Raw genomic sequence first — 15,592 nt, 5'->3', positions numbered from 1 at the left:
GCTCCCTTTTATGAATTTCTAAGGCGCTGGGTTTCCATGTGATCCCGATGGTCCTCTTGAAAGCTTGTCACCTGCCACTCGTGTGATAGACAGCTCACGGAGGCCGTTTTCACCCTTGACTCCAACCTTCACGGCGGTTCCTGCTTCTCCTCGAATCATACCGACCACTTCCTCATAACGTTTTCCGTTCACGGGTGTTCCATCAACACTCACGACCTCATCGCCATGTCCGAGTCCCGCCTTGTGGGCTGGTCCCTCCGGATGGACCATGCCGACATACAGGATGGACGGATCACCAATCCGCTCGGCCCCGATCTGTAGAGAGAGACCAATCACACCCTTGGGCAGCTTGGTATCGTCTCCATGCCCATACGGAGCTTGGTTTGCGGGTTGGTCGGCTACAGCCGATCCCACAACGAGAAGGCCCATCAACAACCCTGCCATCATATGGAAGCCGGAGATTCTCATAGCGCACCTCCTGTTAAATGCCCATTGATCACCGAACACGTACACATCCATGTAAAAACAGTGCCGCGACTGCGCGATGATTCTCGGATGTCGATCATGTCATAGGCTCTGCGGCGATCGGTTTCTTGAGCACGGCTCGCAAAGCGGATTCGAGCGTCGGGTAACGAAACACATAGCCTCTTGCCATCGCTTTCTTCGGAATCACTCGTTGGCCGGTTGTCATCAATGTCCCCAACTCTCCCAGCAGCATATTCAATGCAATGCCTGGAACGGGAAGCCACGACGGTCGGTGCATCGCTTGACCGAGAACGTCACAGAACGTGTTCATCCTCACAGGCTCTGGGGCTACGGCATTGATCGGACCGCAAACTGCGGTCGTGGTGAGGGCCCATTGGATCAGACCGATGTGGTCACTCCGATGAATCCATGAGACCCACTGGGTTCCCGGCATAATCGGGCCGCCTGCAAACAGCCTGAACGGCAATAACATTTTGCCCAACGCACCACCGTCTGCCTCGAGGACCATGCCGGTTCGCAAGAGGACCACGCGGGTCCCAAATTCTGCGGCGCTCATCGCTTCCGCCTCCCAGGCAAGACAAAGGTCAGCGAGAAATCCGGTGCCACGAGCCGCGCCTTCATCCAATTGGCGGTCATCGCTGGCGCCGTAATAGCCGATGCCAGAGGCACTGATAAACACCGGGGGTTTCGATGACCGGCGGGACAGCGCTCTGACTAGTAAGCGGGTAGTGAGGACTCGGCTTTCGGTAAGGAGTCGCTTGCGCTCATCGGTCCAGCGTCCGTCGGCTATCGGTGCCCCGGCTAGATTAACGACGGCATCGGCTCCTTCAAGGAGCTCCTCCCAGGGGCCCATGTCACGCGCATTCCATTCCGCCACGTTCACACGTGCGTCAGGTCGGTGCAGAACCTGTCCTGCATGTCTTGTCAGGAGACTGACTCTGTGGCCACCGTATAAGAGCGTTGCGCACAGCGCTTGACCAATGAACCCTGTTCCTCCAGCTACGACGATGTTCATAGACATAACTCCTGAAAGAGCTATCGACAGGCCGACTGATACGCCTGGCAAGCCGATAGTGTCTTACCTTCGGGTCGGTTTTCCGTTGGTCCGCCGCCTAACAACAGCGGTAACAGTCTGGAAGAGTCCGGCCACCCCCACAGAAGTCAGGAATCCCATCGCAGCTAAAAATACGAAGCTCATATCCATATCGTTCCTCCTTCTCATCCGAGTCTGGAACTACCTGCCCGTATGTTGATTATACTGTTCGCCAAGGAGACAGGCTCCTCATGAAGAGGAGACCTGTCTGCCTTAGCGGGCGACGCCGTGCGGAGTTTCGGCGTCACCTCTACAAAACCAATAAGCCAGCCTCCGAACTCTTGTCGTTGCCATCGTCTTATCTCGCACGTTCACTACAACCGGTTACTTCTTCTGGATCGCTTCCTCGACACCACGGACACATCGAAAGCCTGTACCATGGGTCTGCAAGGCGAACCCGCCACGACCGCGCGCCGATGTGGTGATATCGGACGCTGGACTATGCCAGGACCCACCACGAATCGACCGAACCACTCCCTTTTTGTCCGGACCTTGCGGATTCCGATTGGGCGCATGTTGATAGTAGTCCGCGTCGTACCAGTCGGAGACCCACTCCCTGACGTTTCCGGCCATATCCTTCACTCCGTAGGGTGAATCTCCATCGGGAAGCGATCCGACCGCATGCAGGGTACGCTCATCCTCCCACTCTCGATCAATGTTTGCTCGCTTCGCCGTGGGTGGTTCATTCCCCCAGGGGTAGAGGCGGCCGTCAGTCCCGCGAGCAGCCTTTTCCCATTCTGCTTCCGTCGGCAGCCGTTTCTTCGCCCAACTACAATAGGCCTTCGCGTCGTACCAAGTTGTCTGGACCACCGGTAGTTGCTCAATGCCTTTAATGGATTGGAGAGGCCCGGTGCCATAGGGATTGGGTGGTGTGCGATGGCCAACGGATTTCACAAAGGCCATATACCGTTCATTCGTCACTTCGACTTGATCGATCGCAAACTCGTCGAGGTAGACGGATCGCTGAGGTCGCTCATCATCACGGCCTTTTCCTTCTGGATTGCCCATCAGAAAGTCCCCGGCCGGAATCGTGACCATCGGCACCGGGTCAAGCTCTTTCGCTCCAGCGAATGCTTCCAGGCTGAGCAATTGCATCAGCGCCAGAGCTGTGACAACCGCCATCATCATTCTCTTGAGCTGAGTTGATCTCTGCCACAGACCAGTGATCATTTCTTCTGCTCCTTGCTACCCTTGATGGCTTGGGTGGTATGGAGTCTTACTTGCTTGATGAGCGCTTCAACCTGACGCTTGTCTCCTCGGTCAGCTGCTTCTTGTGCCTGGGTCACGAGGGTTCTGGCTTCGTGCAGGTGCTGCTCGATTTCCGCCTGAAGGGCAGGCGAGGCGACTGTTCCCCCCAATGCTGCCCGATGGTAGACCTCCCATGCCTGGTCCACTTCATGATTAGCCTTATGGACCAGCTGGGCCTTATCCTGATGCGCGTGTCCGGGTGAATCGATGGGCCCAGCGTGGAGGGATGAGGCTCCGAGTAGGGCGATGAGGACAATCCCTCGATAAAGAATCTTCTTGAGTATCATTGGTTCGCCTCCGTCACGATCAAATCATGTACAAGTCGCGTGAAATCTTCCTTCACGGTCGCTTCATCGATTGTTCGATCAATTGTCGAAGATCCAGGAGCTCCCTATTCTTTGGGTCAAGGGCCAGTGCTGGAGCAAGGGTCTGCTGAGCTTCCGCAAAGCGCTCTCGTCCCATTTCGACGTAGGTCAAGATGGCGGCGTCTTTGATTCGCTGGTCGATTTCTGGTGGGGCAGCCTTCGCGCAGCGGAATCCCAGACCCACGCCGTAGCTGTTATTGAGTGGATGATTCCAGAACCGGTGGGTCGCCCTCGCTGTGCCCTCCGGTGCGATCCAAGACCCACCGCGAATAACGCGCTTCTCGCCGACGGTCAGACGATCCACGTACGTCCCGGTTCCTCCCATCCATAAGGGTCGAGCCGGGCCGCTTGGATTCAGGCTCGTTTCAAGCCGTCCATAGTAGCGCGGGTCATACCAGTCTGAGACCCACTCGAAGACATTGCCGGACATGTGGTGTAGGCCGTAATAGCTGGCTCCTTCTGGGTATGAGTCAACGGGCATGGTGGCATCGTGCTTTTTCCCATAATTGACTTTCGTTGGATCAAAAGCGTTGCCCCAGGGATAGAGATTACCATCTGGACCTCGAGCGGCCTTTTCCCACTCTGCTTCAGTCGGCAGCCGTTTGCCTCGATAGTCGCAGAAGGCTCTGGCGTCCTCCCAATTCACCCCGACGACGGGCAGTTGAGACTTATTTAAACGGGGATCGTCCCAGTAGGCCGGAGCTGGGTGACTTTTTGCCTTGATGAATTCACCATAGTCTTTGTTCGATACTTCGTACTTATCAATGAAGTATGGATCCAAGAACACCATATGAGCCGGACTTTCGTCGTTCAGTGCTTCTGCAGACCAAGGTGTCTTCATCCGCTGTTCGTAAAGCGTGGGCTTCTTGCTCGTGTTTACGGGCTCCTCCCGGTCGAGCCCCATCACCGATCCTCCCTGCCCGATATACACCATGTCCTTTGGTAGCAAGGGATCTTCCGCACGGGCTGCCGGGTTCACTGTTATGAATGCGGTTGCCAGCGCCGCGATCACAATGATTCTTGCTGTATGCATCGCAGACCTCCATCACAAATTGGTTTGTCCATACAAGCAGTCCCGCCTCTTTCGGTGTGCCCGGTTCAGCGGTGGTGCTGCGTTGCCGTCTGCCCATTTGGCATTTTCGACGTATCGAGGTCCCTCATTTCTCGCAACGCGGCTTGCGCGATTCCCCGTAACATCCCATTGAACACAAACTCATGCGGCACGTAGAGGGAATACCAGTATAGCTGGCCTTTCAGTCCCACCGGATCAAAGATCGCCGTCTGCCGTATCTGTGTTGAAGAGCCGGCCTCCGTCACCTCAAACTCCAGCCATGCCCGCCCAGGCAAATTCATCTCGGACTTAAGCCGCAGGCGCTGATTCGGCTCGATCGCTTCGACGCGAAATGAGTCGACCGTGTCGCCGACGCGGAGGGTCGTGGAAGAGGGCCGTCCCCGTCCCATGCCGACACCCCCTTGAATGAGGTCGATGAAGCCGCGCACCCGCCACAGCCAGTTGCAGGCGTACCAACCATGGTTACCTCCGATTCTCTCAATGGACCTGAAGACGGCTTCTGGTGGCGCTTCGACGGTCAACGTTCGTGAATCGACGATGCGCGTGCCGAACCGGACGCCTCCCCACGACGGCAGCCTGCCGGATGAAGAGAGCGCATCGGACCAGCGCGTTTCGGAGAAATGTCGCTCCTCACGGACAAGGGCTCGGTGCATCGCTTCATCGATTCCCATCGGACGTACAGAGAAGGTTGTCAGCGCAGCATTGTCCCGTACCACCGTGACATGGACGATGCTCTCAATAATCGCTCGACCGATGCGAGCGTAGAGCGGTGTGATCAACCCCAACCACAGAGCAGACAGCCAGGGGGTGAGGACCGGCACTGGGATGATGAGCGGCTTAAGCCCGCGTTGCCGCCCGTATGCCCGCATCATATCCGCGTAGGAGACTTTGTCTGCCCCGCCGACTTCATAGATACGGTATTGGGAGAGAGGAATCTGAAGCGCTTCAATCAGATAGTCCAACAAGTCGTCGATTCCGATCGGCTGCGCCTTCCCTTTGACCCATCTCGGTGTGAGCATGATCGGCAATCGTTCGACCAGCGCTCGAACCAGCTCAAACGAGGCACTGCCGGAGCCAATCACGGCGGATGCCCGAAACTCACAGACCGGTAGGCCCGACTGCCTCAAGATGTCACCGACCTCGTGCCGACTGCGCAAGTGTGCCGAGAGTTCTTCTTCGTCGCTGCCCAAGCCTCCCACATAGATGAGTCCCTTCACACCAGCTGCCTTGGCCGCTTCACTAAAGTTCCGCGCCGCCTGCCGGTCCGTCTCCTCAAACGAGCCAGTCGAACTCATGGAATGGACCATGTAGTAGGCCACGTCGACCCCGCAGAACGCGTTGTCGAGACTTGCTCGATCAAGGACGTCACCCGCCACAACTTCCGTTGATGGACTGACCTTCGGCTTAAGAATCTCTGGGCGCCTGGCCAGGCAGCGCAGGCGGTAGCCCTGATTTTCTAACGACGGCAGAAGACGGCCGCCAATGTACCCGCTCGCGCCAGTGAGAAGCATGAGGGAGGTGCCTGGGGTTGCTGCTGGGTTCGCCGTCGATGTACTTGGACCAGTGGTGTCAGACTTATTCACTTCAGACCTCTCATCACGACTTGGACCAGGGGAGGGGGCGATAACCCCCCTCCCAGGCTTCGACTACTTCTTCTTCATACCCTTCTGGATCAGTTCACGGGTTGCTAGGTACTCCTGGTTTCCCGGATCCGAGGCCAATGCTTTCTCAATGGCAGCCATGGCATCCGCATTCTTTTCGGCACCCATGGCGACTAGCGCCTGAATAAAGGCGTCACGTCCTGTTTGTACGGCTTCGTCCGAAACCGTCTGTACAGACTTTGCGCAACGAAATCCAAGACCGACTCCGTATGAATTATTATCAGGCTGATTCCAGAATCGGTGACTCGTATGGAGAGAGGTTTCCGGCGCAAGCCAGGACCCACCACGGAGCACTTTCACCGGTCCTTGATTGGCGAAGTTGTACCCCTTTTCGGCGCCGCGGGGATTCATTGCTGGACTGGTCTTGTAGTAGTTGAGGTCATACCAATCCTCGACCCATTCGAAGACGTTGCCGGCCATGTTGTAGACGCCAAACCCGCTTACTCCATCTGGGTAGGAATCGACTGGCGCGGTGCGGCCCACGTTCTGCCCATAGTTGGCCTTCTTGGGATCCAGCATGTGTCCCCATGGGTAGTGGTTGTCGCCCTGTGGACCCTTAGCCGCTCGCTCCCACTCCGCTTCCGTCGGAAGCCGTTTGCCATCCCACTTGCAGAACGCATTGGCATCAGTCCAGCTCACACCGACAACTGGATGGGTAGGCTTACTGAGCCTTGGGTCGTCCCAATAGGCCGGTGCCGGGTGACTGGTTGCCTTCATAAACTCCTTGTAGCGTGCATTCGAGGCTTCGAACTTGTCGATCAGATAGGCATCAAGCACAACCTGGTGCTGGGCCTCATCCGAATGCTCGCTACTACCCATGGTAAATTCTCCCTTTGGGATGAGCACCATGTCCCCCGCTGTGGCGACTGAGACGGCTCCTACCATCACCGTCACCCCCAATCCCACCGAAAACGCCATTACACTCCGCATAAGAGACCTCCTTGGTTTGGAACACCAGGACCGCCCTGGTACAGCAAAAATGCAATTCTGATTTTCCCAACTAATTCAAATGTTGGACTATTTCTCCGGCCAATTTCAGTATGAAGTACGCCTCGGCTTCTTCTCCTATGGTCCGGGTGATCAACCGTTGCACGAACTGTCGAGAAGACTTTGGCCGTGGCAGCTGAACGGTCCTCAGCCACCGCCGAGCTCACCCCTCGTCTCCACAACCAAAAATTCCCCCTTCATGTGGGTGTGAACATCACACCAGAAGGGTACCTGCGTCGTTTCCCCTTCCGGAGTAGATACTTTAGAGAAGTGCATAGTCATGACCTTCCCAGGTTCAAGATGATAGGCCTTGTATCCTTTGCCCTGTGAGTCTCTCACCTCCACACCATCGCCCTCCTTCTTGATGACTCCCTTCGTGAACGCCGGGGAAGTGATCCCATGGGGGATGGTGCCATTGTTGCGGAACGTGATTGATGTCAATTGATCGGGCATTGTGTGGCCTTTTACGCTGTACCCCAGGTCCGTGATTGTAATATCGATGTGCATCTCACCCTTATCCATAGCCTGGACAACGGATCGCCCATCGAAGCTCATCACCGCTATCACGATGGCCCCCATAACTAGAGCAACCAGTAACCTATTTCGTACATACATGTTGTTCTTCATCACGCCCTCCCTGTGGTTTAAACGGTAAAATTAATACTCCATGCGTGGGTGCCCAGCCGAAAGTCTGCTTGGAACAACAGGACGATTCTGATTTGTCGGAGTAGGGGAATGAGTCAATTCAAAATGTATCGTCGCATAGTGTCCTAACAGAGACCGTTCCATAGTGATCATCTCTCGATTGAGCCCGCGCGCCCTAAAGATTGTCTTGGATGTTGGATGGTCGTTGGCTCTTGATGAACGCAACGATTACGTAAAATGACGGCATCGATGATGTCACCGCACTGCACGCATCGTCTTGTGACGCATTCTAATTCGCTCATGCTATTCCACAGGTCCATAGAGATTTCCTTCACCATAAGACCGCCACATCTGCAGCAGCTTGATGGACGCAGTGTTGGAGAGAAGTCTGATTTACTTCCAAGTTCACCGACTCTCGTTCTTTGTTTCGCGCTTGCCATGGCGACCTCCATTGAATGAGGCTCAGTGTATGTCAAAAGTATGTCTAATGTATAAAGCATAATGTCCAAGGTGTCAAGTGTTATCATTAAAAAGAGTTGACAAACAATGGACATAAAAATAGAATAGATTTATAAAATGAAATATTTAAATAAAATATATAGTTACGAAGCTCGTGGGCCTATCCAGATATGTCATTCAAGCCTGTGGACGTCGAGTTGGTCTTATGAAACTGACTAGGGGAGTGAATGGATACCGAAACTGCGGAGAGAAAGATGGCGTGCTCGCCAGGCGTGAGTTATTGATCAACTACCGTATGAAGAATATGTGCTCGGGTGCTGGAGAACTTTGCTGAGTTGGATCACAGGTTGGATCGATTCATGAGGCAAACCATATCTCGCGGATTACGAGGAGAGGTCGATCATATGGCATCCTACCCGCTCACCGTATTCTTTGATGGAGCCTGTCCGATTTGCGATCGAGAAATCGCCCTCATGAGACGGTTGGATAAGCGACGGCTACTGGTATTTTGCGACTTCTCACGGCCGGACTATGACCCAACATCTATAAATATCTCTCCCGCTGAACTTGGGAGAATCATTCATGCTCGTTGGGTCAACGGGACTGTGATCACCGGCGTCGAGGTATTTCGAGCTATGTGGGAGGCAGTTGGCCTGGGATTCTTGGCGAGACTCAGTCGTCTTTCTTTAGTCGAGCCACTTGTCGTGAGGGCCTATGCCTGGTTTGCACGGAACCGCTTGAGGCTCACCGGTCGCTCGCATACCTGTGCGGAAAGTGCATGCAAATCTGCTCTTTCACGTCCGCACAGTGAGTGAGCGGGCAGAGTCATCTTCCCCTGCCCACTCGTACAAGCCATCTTTCGTGAGAGGTGTTCATCCGTTACTTGACTTGAGAGAGGTGGGTGACGGCAGTTTCGGCATGTTTCGTAGCCACGTCAGCATGACCAGCTTTACCATGCTCAATCGCTGCTTTCAGATTGGTCATCGCTTCTGCCAAATGCGGGTTTTCCCCTCCTCTAACTACATGCTGCAGCGAGGCTTCGGCATGGGTCACAAGCTTCTCGGCATGACCTTGTTGGCCGTGTTCCACTGCTTCCGCCGCGTGGTTGATGGCATCTTTGACGTTTTGCTGTTCTTGCCGTACGACATCACGTCGCGCACCACCTTCACCGAATGCCGACTGGAGTGGCATGCCAGTGGTGAGGAGCGTGGCGAGAACTCCGGTCAGCGTTAGAGCGATTTGGGTGTTAGATCGTGTCATTGGTAGGCCTCCTTGTTCCCCTACGGACTCTTCGCACAGCGGAACCCACTGTTGAAGTTCCGATACGCCGGCGAGTCGTAGTCGGTGGTCGACGGTATGTTAAAGTCCCGGCGAGCTGATCGCAGGCTCTCGGGAGCAAAGTCCCACGAGCCGCCCCGCATCACCTTGTATTTGCCGCTTTTTGGTCCTGGCGGGTTTTGCGATGGGCTGGTCGCATAATAGTCTTGGTCATACCAGTCGTTCACCCATTCCCAGACATTTCCCGCCAGATCATAGATCCCATAGGGGCTCTTGCCGGCTTTCAATTGCCCCACCGGCGCCAGCGCATCATGTTTGTTCCACTTCTCCTTCTCTTTCCCATAATTGGCGCGGAGTGGATCGGGTGGATCGTTACCCCAGGGATAGATGCGCCCATCTGTTCCCCGTGCCGCCTTCTCCCATTCGGCTTCGGTCGGCAGGCGCTTGCCGGCCCACTTGCAATAGTTGTTCGCATCCGCCCAATCGACATTGACAACCGGTCGGTTCTGATGAGGCGGCTCGTTCATAGTCGTCCACTTCGGCGGTGGGAATATACTGGTAAAGTCAAGAAACTTCGCATATTGCCCGACCGTTACTTCATAGACATCGATATAATAAGCATTGAGAAAGACCTTGTGCTCGGGCTTTTCATCGTCACCACCTTCATTGTTCCCCATCGTAAATTCCCCGGCGGGCACGAGGACCATCGGCCCCACATTCTTGGGCTTGATCTTCTCCGGTCGCTTGTACCCCGTATAATCTTTGTGTTCGACAGGTTTTCCTCCATGCGAGAAGGTATGCATGAATGCGACAACTTGCCAGATCTGGTCTTCTGAGAGGAGCGATTTGTATGGCATCATTGGCGTCTTTGGAATCCCTTCCGCCACCCGCCAGAACCAATAGCTGTCTGAGAAGCGTTTAGTATGTTTCAGGCTACGAACCCCCTCCCCACTTCTTACTGGTTCACCGTCCTCGCCATGGCAACCAGTACAGGAGACAAGCGGGTCGGCTTCACCGACATAGATCTTTTTTCCCTCCTCAATGATTTTTGGATCCGTCCACCAACCGGCTGGCATTTTGTTGTTGGCATAAGCGGCTGGCACTGGATCCAACGGCATGAGTTCTGCCGAACCGGCGATCCCTCCTGAGAGAGTCAGGCTCGATACCAAGACCATGATGCATTGCGCTATCATCCTCCCACTCATGCGCGACCTCCTATTGCTACCTCAACTTATTGGACATCTGGTAGTGTTTTACTATCAATTGGATGACAACGCCATGTTGACTTTGGATTAGGACGGGTCACGAGGGATAGACTAGTCCTTCTCATCCTTGTCTTCTGTTTCTTTTTTTACTTCCTTCAAGACCATGATGCCCTGCGCCAAACTTGCATTGAGATCGCTCTCCGGGACTTTCTTGTGGACCAGATTCTGATGGCAGTCAATGCAGGTGGCGCCCTCGGTTTCCATCTTCTTGTGTGCGGCCTTCGCTGATGCGCCAGGTGGCTTAGTATTCTTGTGGCACTCCCGGCAAGTGACGCTGTCCCAGTTTTTTAGAGACATGCGAGCGTAGTGGGCCATGATTGGCCGGCGCTCGTTAAATTTCTCGATCGTTGAGTAGTCATATTTGATCTCTGCGAGCACCGCCCGGATCCCGTCATAGGTGTGTGTCCATAAAGCCAGATGGAAGTTCCCTAAGCCCTGGGGGACGTGGCAATCCTTACAGCCTGGATCGGCCCCTAGCGCGCCATAGTGTGAGGACTTTTTCAGCTCCTCATAGGGATATGTCTGGGAATGGCAGCTCACGCAGAACTCAGTCCTCGAGAGGGCATGCTCGCCGCCGAAGACCACGGCGATTGCTCCGACCATAAGAACGACACCAAGAAGCAGGGCCCCACCCGACACACTCAAGTATTGCCTGAACCTCCCTTTCATGATGATCCTCCTGACGAATGTTCAATGTTTGTATCTTGTATGTCTAATGTATAATTGAACATGTCCAATGTGTCAATAGTGTTCGTGAAGTAATTTTGACAAACATTGGACATTTTAATATAATTAAAGAATGTTTATGAATAAACATAGAATTCATAGAGTTGCGAAATTAACTGGACTGTCGAAGGACGTCATTCGTGTGTGGGAGAGGCGGTATGGGCTTGTCACACCTTCGAGAAGTTCGAATCGCTATCGCGAGTACAGTGATGAGGATGTGGCACTTCTTCGCTTTGTGAAGGCCCAGATGGAACAAGGCGCAACAATCGGTGGTCTCGCCACAGAGGGACGTGTTGCAGTGATCGCACGTATGCGTCTCGCAACTCCGTTCGTCGCAGAGGAACAGAAGCCACATGAACATCTATTGGATGATTTGATGGGATTGCTTGCCCCGATCGATAAGGCGGGGTTCGAGCGGAAGCTCAACGGTGCAGTGGCCGTCATTCCGTTCGAAGAAGCTGTCCAGCGGATTTTACTCCCACTACAACGACGAATTGGGGAAGAGTGGCACGAAGGCCGTCTTGGTACAGCCATCGAACATTACGTGACGAAGCTCATCCAGCAGAAGTTGTTTTCTGTGATGAGCCAGCTTCCGGTGAATGAATTCGGTCCGCGTGTATTGATCGCTTGTCCAGAAGGTGAAACGCATGAAATCGGCGCCCAAGCCGTGGCGTATATCGCAGCGACGAGAGGTTGCCAAGTCTATTACTTAGGCCCTAACTTGCCCATGTCAGACCTCATGACTTTCTGCGACAAGATCAGTCCCGATCTCGTGCTTCTCTCTCTCACTGAAGCGAAGTCTGAGGAGGCTATGCTCCAACAACTGAAGGGGTTTGAACAACTGGCTACGCGATGGCCTCTGGCCGTCGGTGGGCAGGGTGCTCGCGCGTTCGGAGACCTTCTTCGTGAGACCAAAGTTGAACTGCTCGATGATCTCCCTGCACTACACAGCCGCCTGATGATTCTTCTTTCGATGCGCCAGCGCGTGTATCAGTAACGTCAATTCATATCCCTGCGATGCGGATCGTTGTTTTCAATGGAGTCACACTGGGAGAGGGTTTTGGAAAATGTGTGGCACTGGGGAAGTGGGTGAGGTGAATGAGCTACGCTGTGAGCAAGACTTGTTGGAGTTCTACCGCAACGTGACTGCTCAGCTCAATGGTCATCGGATTTGATCGGTCCACGCACGCACCAGACTGGATAGGTGTAGATCTTGATGAAACTCAGAACGTTACCGAGGAATGCATCTACATATCGCGCATAGGAAGGCTGATTCTCTTCGGGGACTACTGTCCAATAGGATGTTGGCTGGATGTTCAAGAATGGATGCCCTGGGGGGATATTAGGTATCGGAGAGTCCACTGCCGGCCCCACGAGGCTACGCATTTCGGAGGGTGCCGGTAGGCGCCAGCCTTTTTGACCACCGGTCACTCGGGGTACACATGTAGTGCGGGCTTCGTTCCATGTCACGGACGTTGGCATTGGGGAGAGCTCCCAGATGAGGTTTGTATCCTTATCGAGAACCGCATTGTTGTTGAAGTCCGGCAAGATCACGAAACGTTCAGCCGCCGGATGTGCCTCTTGCCAGTTCTTGATGATATCGGCGATGAGCGCGTCCTTTTGGACAGCCGGGCGCATTATGAATTGGGAACCCACTAGGCAAGCTCCCCCAATGAGGACCAGGAACAGCAATTGGCGCACCCACTTATTATTAGCTAGCACTGCGTCACTCCAAATCGTCAACTATTTGAAAAATGAGAAAACGCGTTCATCCTACTCTATGGATGAGGGTGTATCAATGTTGAGCTCATCGAGCTTGAGGATATCCATGAAAATGGATCAACCAGGAGATGGGGTTTTAATCACCAGTAATGAATTCTCACCTCTATCCTTTACCAAGAATGCTAAATCGGTAGCAATTTTAGATGTAGGTCTTACGTGCTAACCATTAATATTGCCAGATGAATAATCTGTATTATGCCAATAGTATCAATAGGATATAATGAAAAATGGAAAGATGAGCATACTAGAGTTAGTCTCGCATGAGAGTGGTGGGGGTAATTGAGTTGAAAAGAGTATCTTGATGAGTATAAATTATATATGCGTGAGAGGAAGGAGAAGGCGTTTTTCTCTAGAAATCACTGTAGTGAAATAGTAGGAGAGCGCAGTCTCTGAGATTTATATAGTTGAGGGAGGGACACATTATGGCCAGCGATAGAGGGTATGATATCTCGCAGTGGTACGACACAAAGTCGGCGAAGCTCGGCTGGTTTGGGATGTTGGCAATTGGCGTGTTTTGGGTGGTGTACCAGCGAACGTTTGGGTACTCGCACGGTCTCGACTCCATGACGCCAGAGTTCGAATCAGTGTGGATGGGGCTGTGGCGGTTTAACATTCTGGCCAACGCCGTGTTCTTTGCCACGTCGATCGGGTGGATCTGGGTGACGCGGGATCGGAATCTGGCGAACCTGGACCCGAAGCTCGAGCTGAAGCGGTACTTTCACTGGATGGGCTGGTTGGCCTGCTACATCTGGGGCGTGTACTACGCGGGCAGCTACACGTTAGAGCAGGATGCCGCGTGGCATCAAGTGATCATCCGGGACACGAGCTTTACGGCGAGCCACATTGTGGCGTTCTACGGGACGTTCCCGTTGTACATCACGTGCGGCGTGTCGAGTTATCTGTATGCGCAGACCCGGTTGCCACTGTACAGCCAAGCCACGTCGTTCCCGTTGGTGGCGGCGGTGGTGGGGCCGATGATGATTCTCCCGAACGTGGGCCTCAATGAGTGGGGCCATGCGTTCTGGTTTGTGGATGAGCTGTTTGCGGCGCCGTTGCATTGGGGCTTTGTGACGTTGGGGTGGTGCGGGCTGTTCGGAGCGGCCGGTGGAGTTGCGGCGCAGATCGTGAGCCGGATGTCGAATCTGGCGGATGTGATCTGGAACAACGCGCCCAAGGCCATTCTGGATCCGTTCCCCAGCCAGGTCGGCCCGGGGGCGAAGTCGGTCTACTAGTCGATCGCAGTAGCGGCGTGAGGATGCGGCCCGGAATTCCAATCAGGGAGTTCCGGGCCGAACTATGCATAGGAGGATTCATGGCGACTTATCAGCATGGAGTCATTTTGGTGGGACACGGTGGCATTCCCAAGGGATGCCCTTCAGAACTCATCACAAAACTGAAACGATTAGAAGGCCAACGCCGGGCGGCGAAGCTTCCGCCTTCAGCGGAAGAACTTGAATTAGACGCTAAGGTCAGGCAGTGGCCCAGAACAGCAGAAACGGACCCCTACCAAGCAGGTCTCGAACAAGTCGCAGCACGACTTCGAGCGCAACTCAATGGCACTCTCTTTGCCGTGGCCTACAATGAGTTCTGTGCACCGACATTGGAGGAATCAGTCGAGTTATTGATCAAGCAAGGGGCAACTCACATTACCGTGACGACGACCATGTTCACGCCAGGTGGGTCACATTCGGAAGTCGAGATTCCCGAAATCCTCGATCAGTTGCGGCCACAATATCCCGAGGTCGATCTGCGTTACGCCTGGCCATTTGATCTCGACTCAGTCGCCAACACGTTAGCTGAACAGGTCCGGAGGTTTTCCGAAGCAGTTTCAATCGGAAAGGCGTGAAAAGGTATGTTCCCATTCAGGTCACTCAGTGTAAAATGTCCCCACCATTTGATTAATGCACAGGGGAGAATTCATGGGGACTGTTCGGGAGCAACTGGCGCAAGCGTTTCACGATACGCAGTCGTTTAAATGGGATCGTGACAAGGGATTCAAGCTCGCCTCTGGCGAGGTCAGTCCTTTCTATGTCGATTGTCGAGCCCTTATGGCGCACCCAGAAGCGCGTCGTCTGGTCGCCCAGCTGGCCTATGAAGCGCTCACTGACATTGAATTCGATTGTCTGGGCGGCCTCGAACTCGGAGCTATCCCAATCGCCATGACTGTTTCAGATTTCGCCTGCGCTGCTTCGCGTCAACGCCTCTGGCGGACATTTGTAGTGCGCAAGCAACCCAAAGACCATGGGCTAGGGAAATTGATCGAAGGTAGTATTCGCCCCGGCGATCGAGCACTGATCGTGGATGATGTACTCACAAGCGGTGGGTCCTTGTTGAAAGCAGTGGCGGTCGCTCGGGAAGCTGGGCTTAGGGTGGATCATGCATTAGTGATTGTGGACCGCCAAGAGCAGGCGGGAAGAGCACGGGTAGAAATAGAAACGATTCAGCTGATCAGTCTCTTAACCATTCAGGATCTCATGACCACGATGAAGAATCGCTAGTGCCATCCGCGTAGATTGTGCCTTCCC

At 54.1% G+C, this 15,592-nt stretch carries 17 protein-coding genes; 5 read left to right on the top strand and 12 right to left on the bottom strand.

From position 1 onward, the window contains the following. Positions 1 to 18: 18 nt before the first annotated feature. The 8 genes from E8D52_06745 to E8D52_06710 all read right to left on the bottom strand — a co-directional run bounded on the left by E8D52_06745 (position 19) and on the right by E8D52_06710 (position 7,539). The gene (locus E8D52_06745) at positions 19 to 519 is read right to left on the bottom strand and encodes a PDZ domain-containing protein (GenBank protein TKB68688.1); all 501 of its coding nucleotides are present in this window, start codon (positions 517 to 519) and stop codon (positions 19 to 21) included. Between the two features lie 43 nt (positions 520 to 562). Continuing rightward, positions 563 to 1,507, bottom strand: coding sequence for a TIGR01777 family protein (locus E8D52_06740; GenBank protein ID TKB68687.1), 945 nt, complete (start codon positions 1,505 to 1,507; stop codon positions 563 to 565). Positions 1,508 to 1,903: 396 nt separating this feature from the next. Further along, entirely contained in the window at positions 1,904 to 2,704 is an 801-nt protein-coding gene (locus E8D52_06735) for a formylglycine-generating enzyme family protein (protein TKB69428.1), read from the bottom strand. 41 nt (positions 2,705 to 2,745) lie between these two features. After that, complete coding sequence (locus E8D52_06730; protein ID TKB68686.1) at positions 2,746 to 3,114, bottom strand: hypothetical protein; 369 nt, start codon at positions 3,112 to 3,114, stop codon at positions 2,746 to 2,748. 52 nt (positions 3,115 to 3,166) lie between these two features. Beyond that, positions 3,167 to 4,225, bottom strand: a complete 1,059-nt coding sequence (locus E8D52_06725) for a formylglycine-generating enzyme family protein (protein TKB68685.1) — start codon at positions 4,223 to 4,225, stop codon at positions 3,167 to 3,169. 65 nt (positions 4,226 to 4,290) lie between these two features. After that, entirely contained in the window at positions 4,291 to 5,775 is a 1,485-nt protein-coding gene (locus tag E8D52_06720; protein ID TKB69427.1) for an SDR family oxidoreductase, read from the bottom strand. 135 nt (positions 5,776 to 5,910) lie between these two features. Further along, positions 5,911 to 6,855: a formylglycine-generating enzyme family protein gene (locus E8D52_06715; GenBank protein TKB68684.1), complete on the bottom strand. Its 945-nt coding sequence runs from the start codon at positions 6,853 to 6,855 to the stop codon at positions 5,911 to 5,913. A 204-nt stretch (positions 6,856 to 7,059) separates the two neighbouring features. After that, entirely contained in the window at positions 7,060 to 7,539 is a 480-nt protein-coding gene (locus E8D52_06710; protein ID TKB68683.1) for a hypothetical protein, read from the bottom strand. 836 nt (positions 7,540 to 8,375) lie between these two features. On the opposite strand from E8D52_06710, the gene E8D52_06705 reads away from it, so the two are divergent. Next, positions 8,376 to 8,831, top strand: a complete 456-nt coding sequence (locus tag E8D52_06705) for a DUF393 domain-containing protein (protein ID TKB68682.1) — start codon at positions 8,376 to 8,378, stop codon at positions 8,829 to 8,831. Between the two features lie 64 nt (positions 8,832 to 8,895). Here the strand turns inward: E8D52_06705 and E8D52_06700 are convergent, their stop codons facing one another. From E8D52_06700 to E8D52_06690, 3 genes are all read right to left on the bottom strand, one after another. Beyond that, positions 8,896 to 9,276 (bottom strand): metal-binding protein SmbP, encoded by a 381-nt coding sequence (locus E8D52_06700; GenBank protein ID TKB68681.1) that lies wholly within the window; start codon positions 9,274 to 9,276, stop codon positions 8,896 to 8,898. Between the two features lie 20 nt (positions 9,277 to 9,296). Continuing rightward, the gene (locus tag E8D52_06695) at positions 9,297 to 10,499 is read right to left on the bottom strand and encodes a c-type cytochrome (GenBank protein TKB68680.1); all 1,203 of its coding nucleotides are present in this window, start codon (positions 10,497 to 10,499) and stop codon (positions 9,297 to 9,299) included. Between the two features lie 111 nt (positions 10,500 to 10,610). Continuing rightward, the gene (locus E8D52_06690) at positions 10,611 to 11,228 is read right to left on the bottom strand and encodes a cytochrome C (protein ID TKB68679.1); all 618 of its coding nucleotides are present in this window, start codon (positions 11,226 to 11,228) and stop codon (positions 10,611 to 10,613) included. Positions 11,229 to 11,358: 130 nt separating this feature from the next. Here E8D52_06690 and E8D52_06685 point away from each other — a divergent pair, with 130 nt between their 5' ends. Then, a complete protein-coding gene (locus E8D52_06685) occupies positions 11,359 to 12,282 on the top strand; it encodes a cobalamin B12-binding domain-containing protein (protein TKB68678.1) in 924 nt (307 codons plus the stop codon). A 158-nt stretch (positions 12,283 to 12,440) separates the two neighbouring features. On the opposite strand, the gene E8D52_06680 is transcribed toward E8D52_06685, so the two are convergent. Beyond that, a complete protein-coding gene (locus E8D52_06680) occupies positions 12,441 to 12,923 on the bottom strand; it encodes a DUF1566 domain-containing protein (GenBank protein ID TKB68677.1) in 483 nt (160 codons plus the stop codon). Between the two features lie 566 nt (positions 12,924 to 13,489). Here E8D52_06680 and E8D52_06675 point away from each other — a divergent pair. From E8D52_06675 to pyrE, 3 genes are read left to right on the top strand one after another with little or no spacing between them, the layout of a single operon-like run. Continuing rightward, entirely contained in the window at positions 13,490 to 14,299 is an 810-nt protein-coding gene (locus E8D52_06675) for a methane monooxygenase/ammonia monooxygenase subunit C (GenBank protein TKB68676.1), read from the top strand. A gap of 23 nt (positions 14,300 to 14,322) precedes the next feature. Further along, positions 14,323 to 14,913, top strand: coding sequence for a hypothetical protein (locus E8D52_06670; protein ID TKB68675.1), 591 nt, complete (start codon positions 14,323 to 14,325; stop codon positions 14,911 to 14,913). 55 nt (positions 14,914 to 14,968) lie between these two features. Further along, entirely contained in the window at positions 14,969 to 15,565 is a 597-nt protein-coding gene (gene pyrE, locus E8D52_06665; GenBank protein TKB68674.1) for an orotate phosphoribosyltransferase, read from the top strand. The last annotated feature ends 27 nt before the right edge of the window (positions 15,566 to 15,592 follow it).

Source organism: Nitrospira sp. (assembly GCA_005116745.1).
Lineage (GTDB): Bacteria > Nitrospirota > Nitrospiria > Nitrospirales > Nitrospiraceae > Nitrospira_D.
This window is presented reverse-complemented; position numbering and strand designations above follow the sequence as displayed.

What these genes read in the sequence shown, in the direction of transcription:
- E8D52_06670 (TKB68675.1), top strand. Translation starts at nt 14,323, where the DNA reads ATGCGGCCCGGAATTCCAATCAGGGAGTTCCGGGCCGAACTATGCATA.
- E8D52_06730 (TKB68686.1), bottom strand. Translation starts at nt 3,114, where the DNA reads ATGATACTCAAGAAGATTCTTTATCGAGGGATTGTCCTCATCGCCCTA.
- pyrE (TKB68674.1), top strand. Translation starts at nt 14,969, where the DNA reads ATGCACAGGGGAGAATTCATGGGGACTGTTCGGGAGCAACTGGCGCAA.
- E8D52_06735 (TKB69428.1), bottom strand. Translation starts at nt 2,704, where the DNA reads ATGATGGCGGTTGTCACAGCTCTGGCGCTGATGCAATTGCTCAGCCTG.
- E8D52_06675 (TKB68676.1), top strand. Translation starts at nt 13,490, where the DNA reads ATGGCCAGCGATAGAGGGTATGATATCTCGCAGTGGTACGACACAAAG.
- E8D52_06690 (TKB68679.1), bottom strand. Translation starts at nt 11,228, where the DNA reads ATGAAAGGGAGGTTCAGGCAATACTTGAGTGTGTCGGGTGGGGCCCTG.
- E8D52_06705 (TKB68682.1), top strand. Translation starts at nt 8,376, where the DNA reads ATGAGGCAAACCATATCTCGCGGATTACGAGGAGAGGTCGATCATATG.
- E8D52_06700 (TKB68681.1), bottom strand. Translation starts at nt 9,276, where the DNA reads ATGACACGATCTAACACCCAAATCGCTCTAACGCTGACCGGAGTTCTC.
- E8D52_06725 (TKB68685.1), bottom strand. Translation starts at nt 4,225, where the DNA reads ATGCATACAGCAAGAATCATTGTGATCGCGGCGCTGGCAACCGCATTC.
- E8D52_06685 (TKB68678.1), top strand. Translation starts at nt 11,359, where the DNA reads ATGTTTATGAATAAACATAGAATTCATAGAGTTGCGAAATTAACTGGA.
- E8D52_06680 (TKB68677.1), bottom strand. Translation starts at nt 12,923, where the DNA reads ATGCGCCCGGCTGTCCAAAAGGACGCGCTCATCGCCGATATCATCAAG.
- E8D52_06695 (TKB68680.1), bottom strand. Translation starts at nt 10,499, where the DNA reads ATGAGTGGGAGGATGATAGCGCAATGCATCATGGTCTTGGTATCGAGC.
- E8D52_06740 (TKB68687.1), bottom strand. Translation starts at nt 1,507, where the DNA reads ATGTCTATGAACATCGTCGTAGCTGGAGGAACAGGGTTCATTGGTCAA.
- E8D52_06710 (TKB68683.1), bottom strand. Translation starts at nt 7,539, where the DNA reads ATGAAGAACAACATGTATGTACGAAATAGGTTACTGGTTGCTCTAGTT.
- E8D52_06745 (TKB68688.1), bottom strand. Translation starts at nt 519, where the DNA reads ATGGATGTGTACGTGTTCGGTGATCAATGGGCATTTAACAGGAGGTGC.
- E8D52_06715 (TKB68684.1), bottom strand. Translation starts at nt 6,855, where the DNA reads ATGCGGAGTGTAATGGCGTTTTCGGTGGGATTGGGGGTGACGGTGATG.
- E8D52_06720 (TKB69427.1), bottom strand. Translation starts at nt 5,775, where the DNA reads ATGCTTCTCACTGGCGCGAGCGGGTACATTGGCGGCCGTCTTCTGCCG.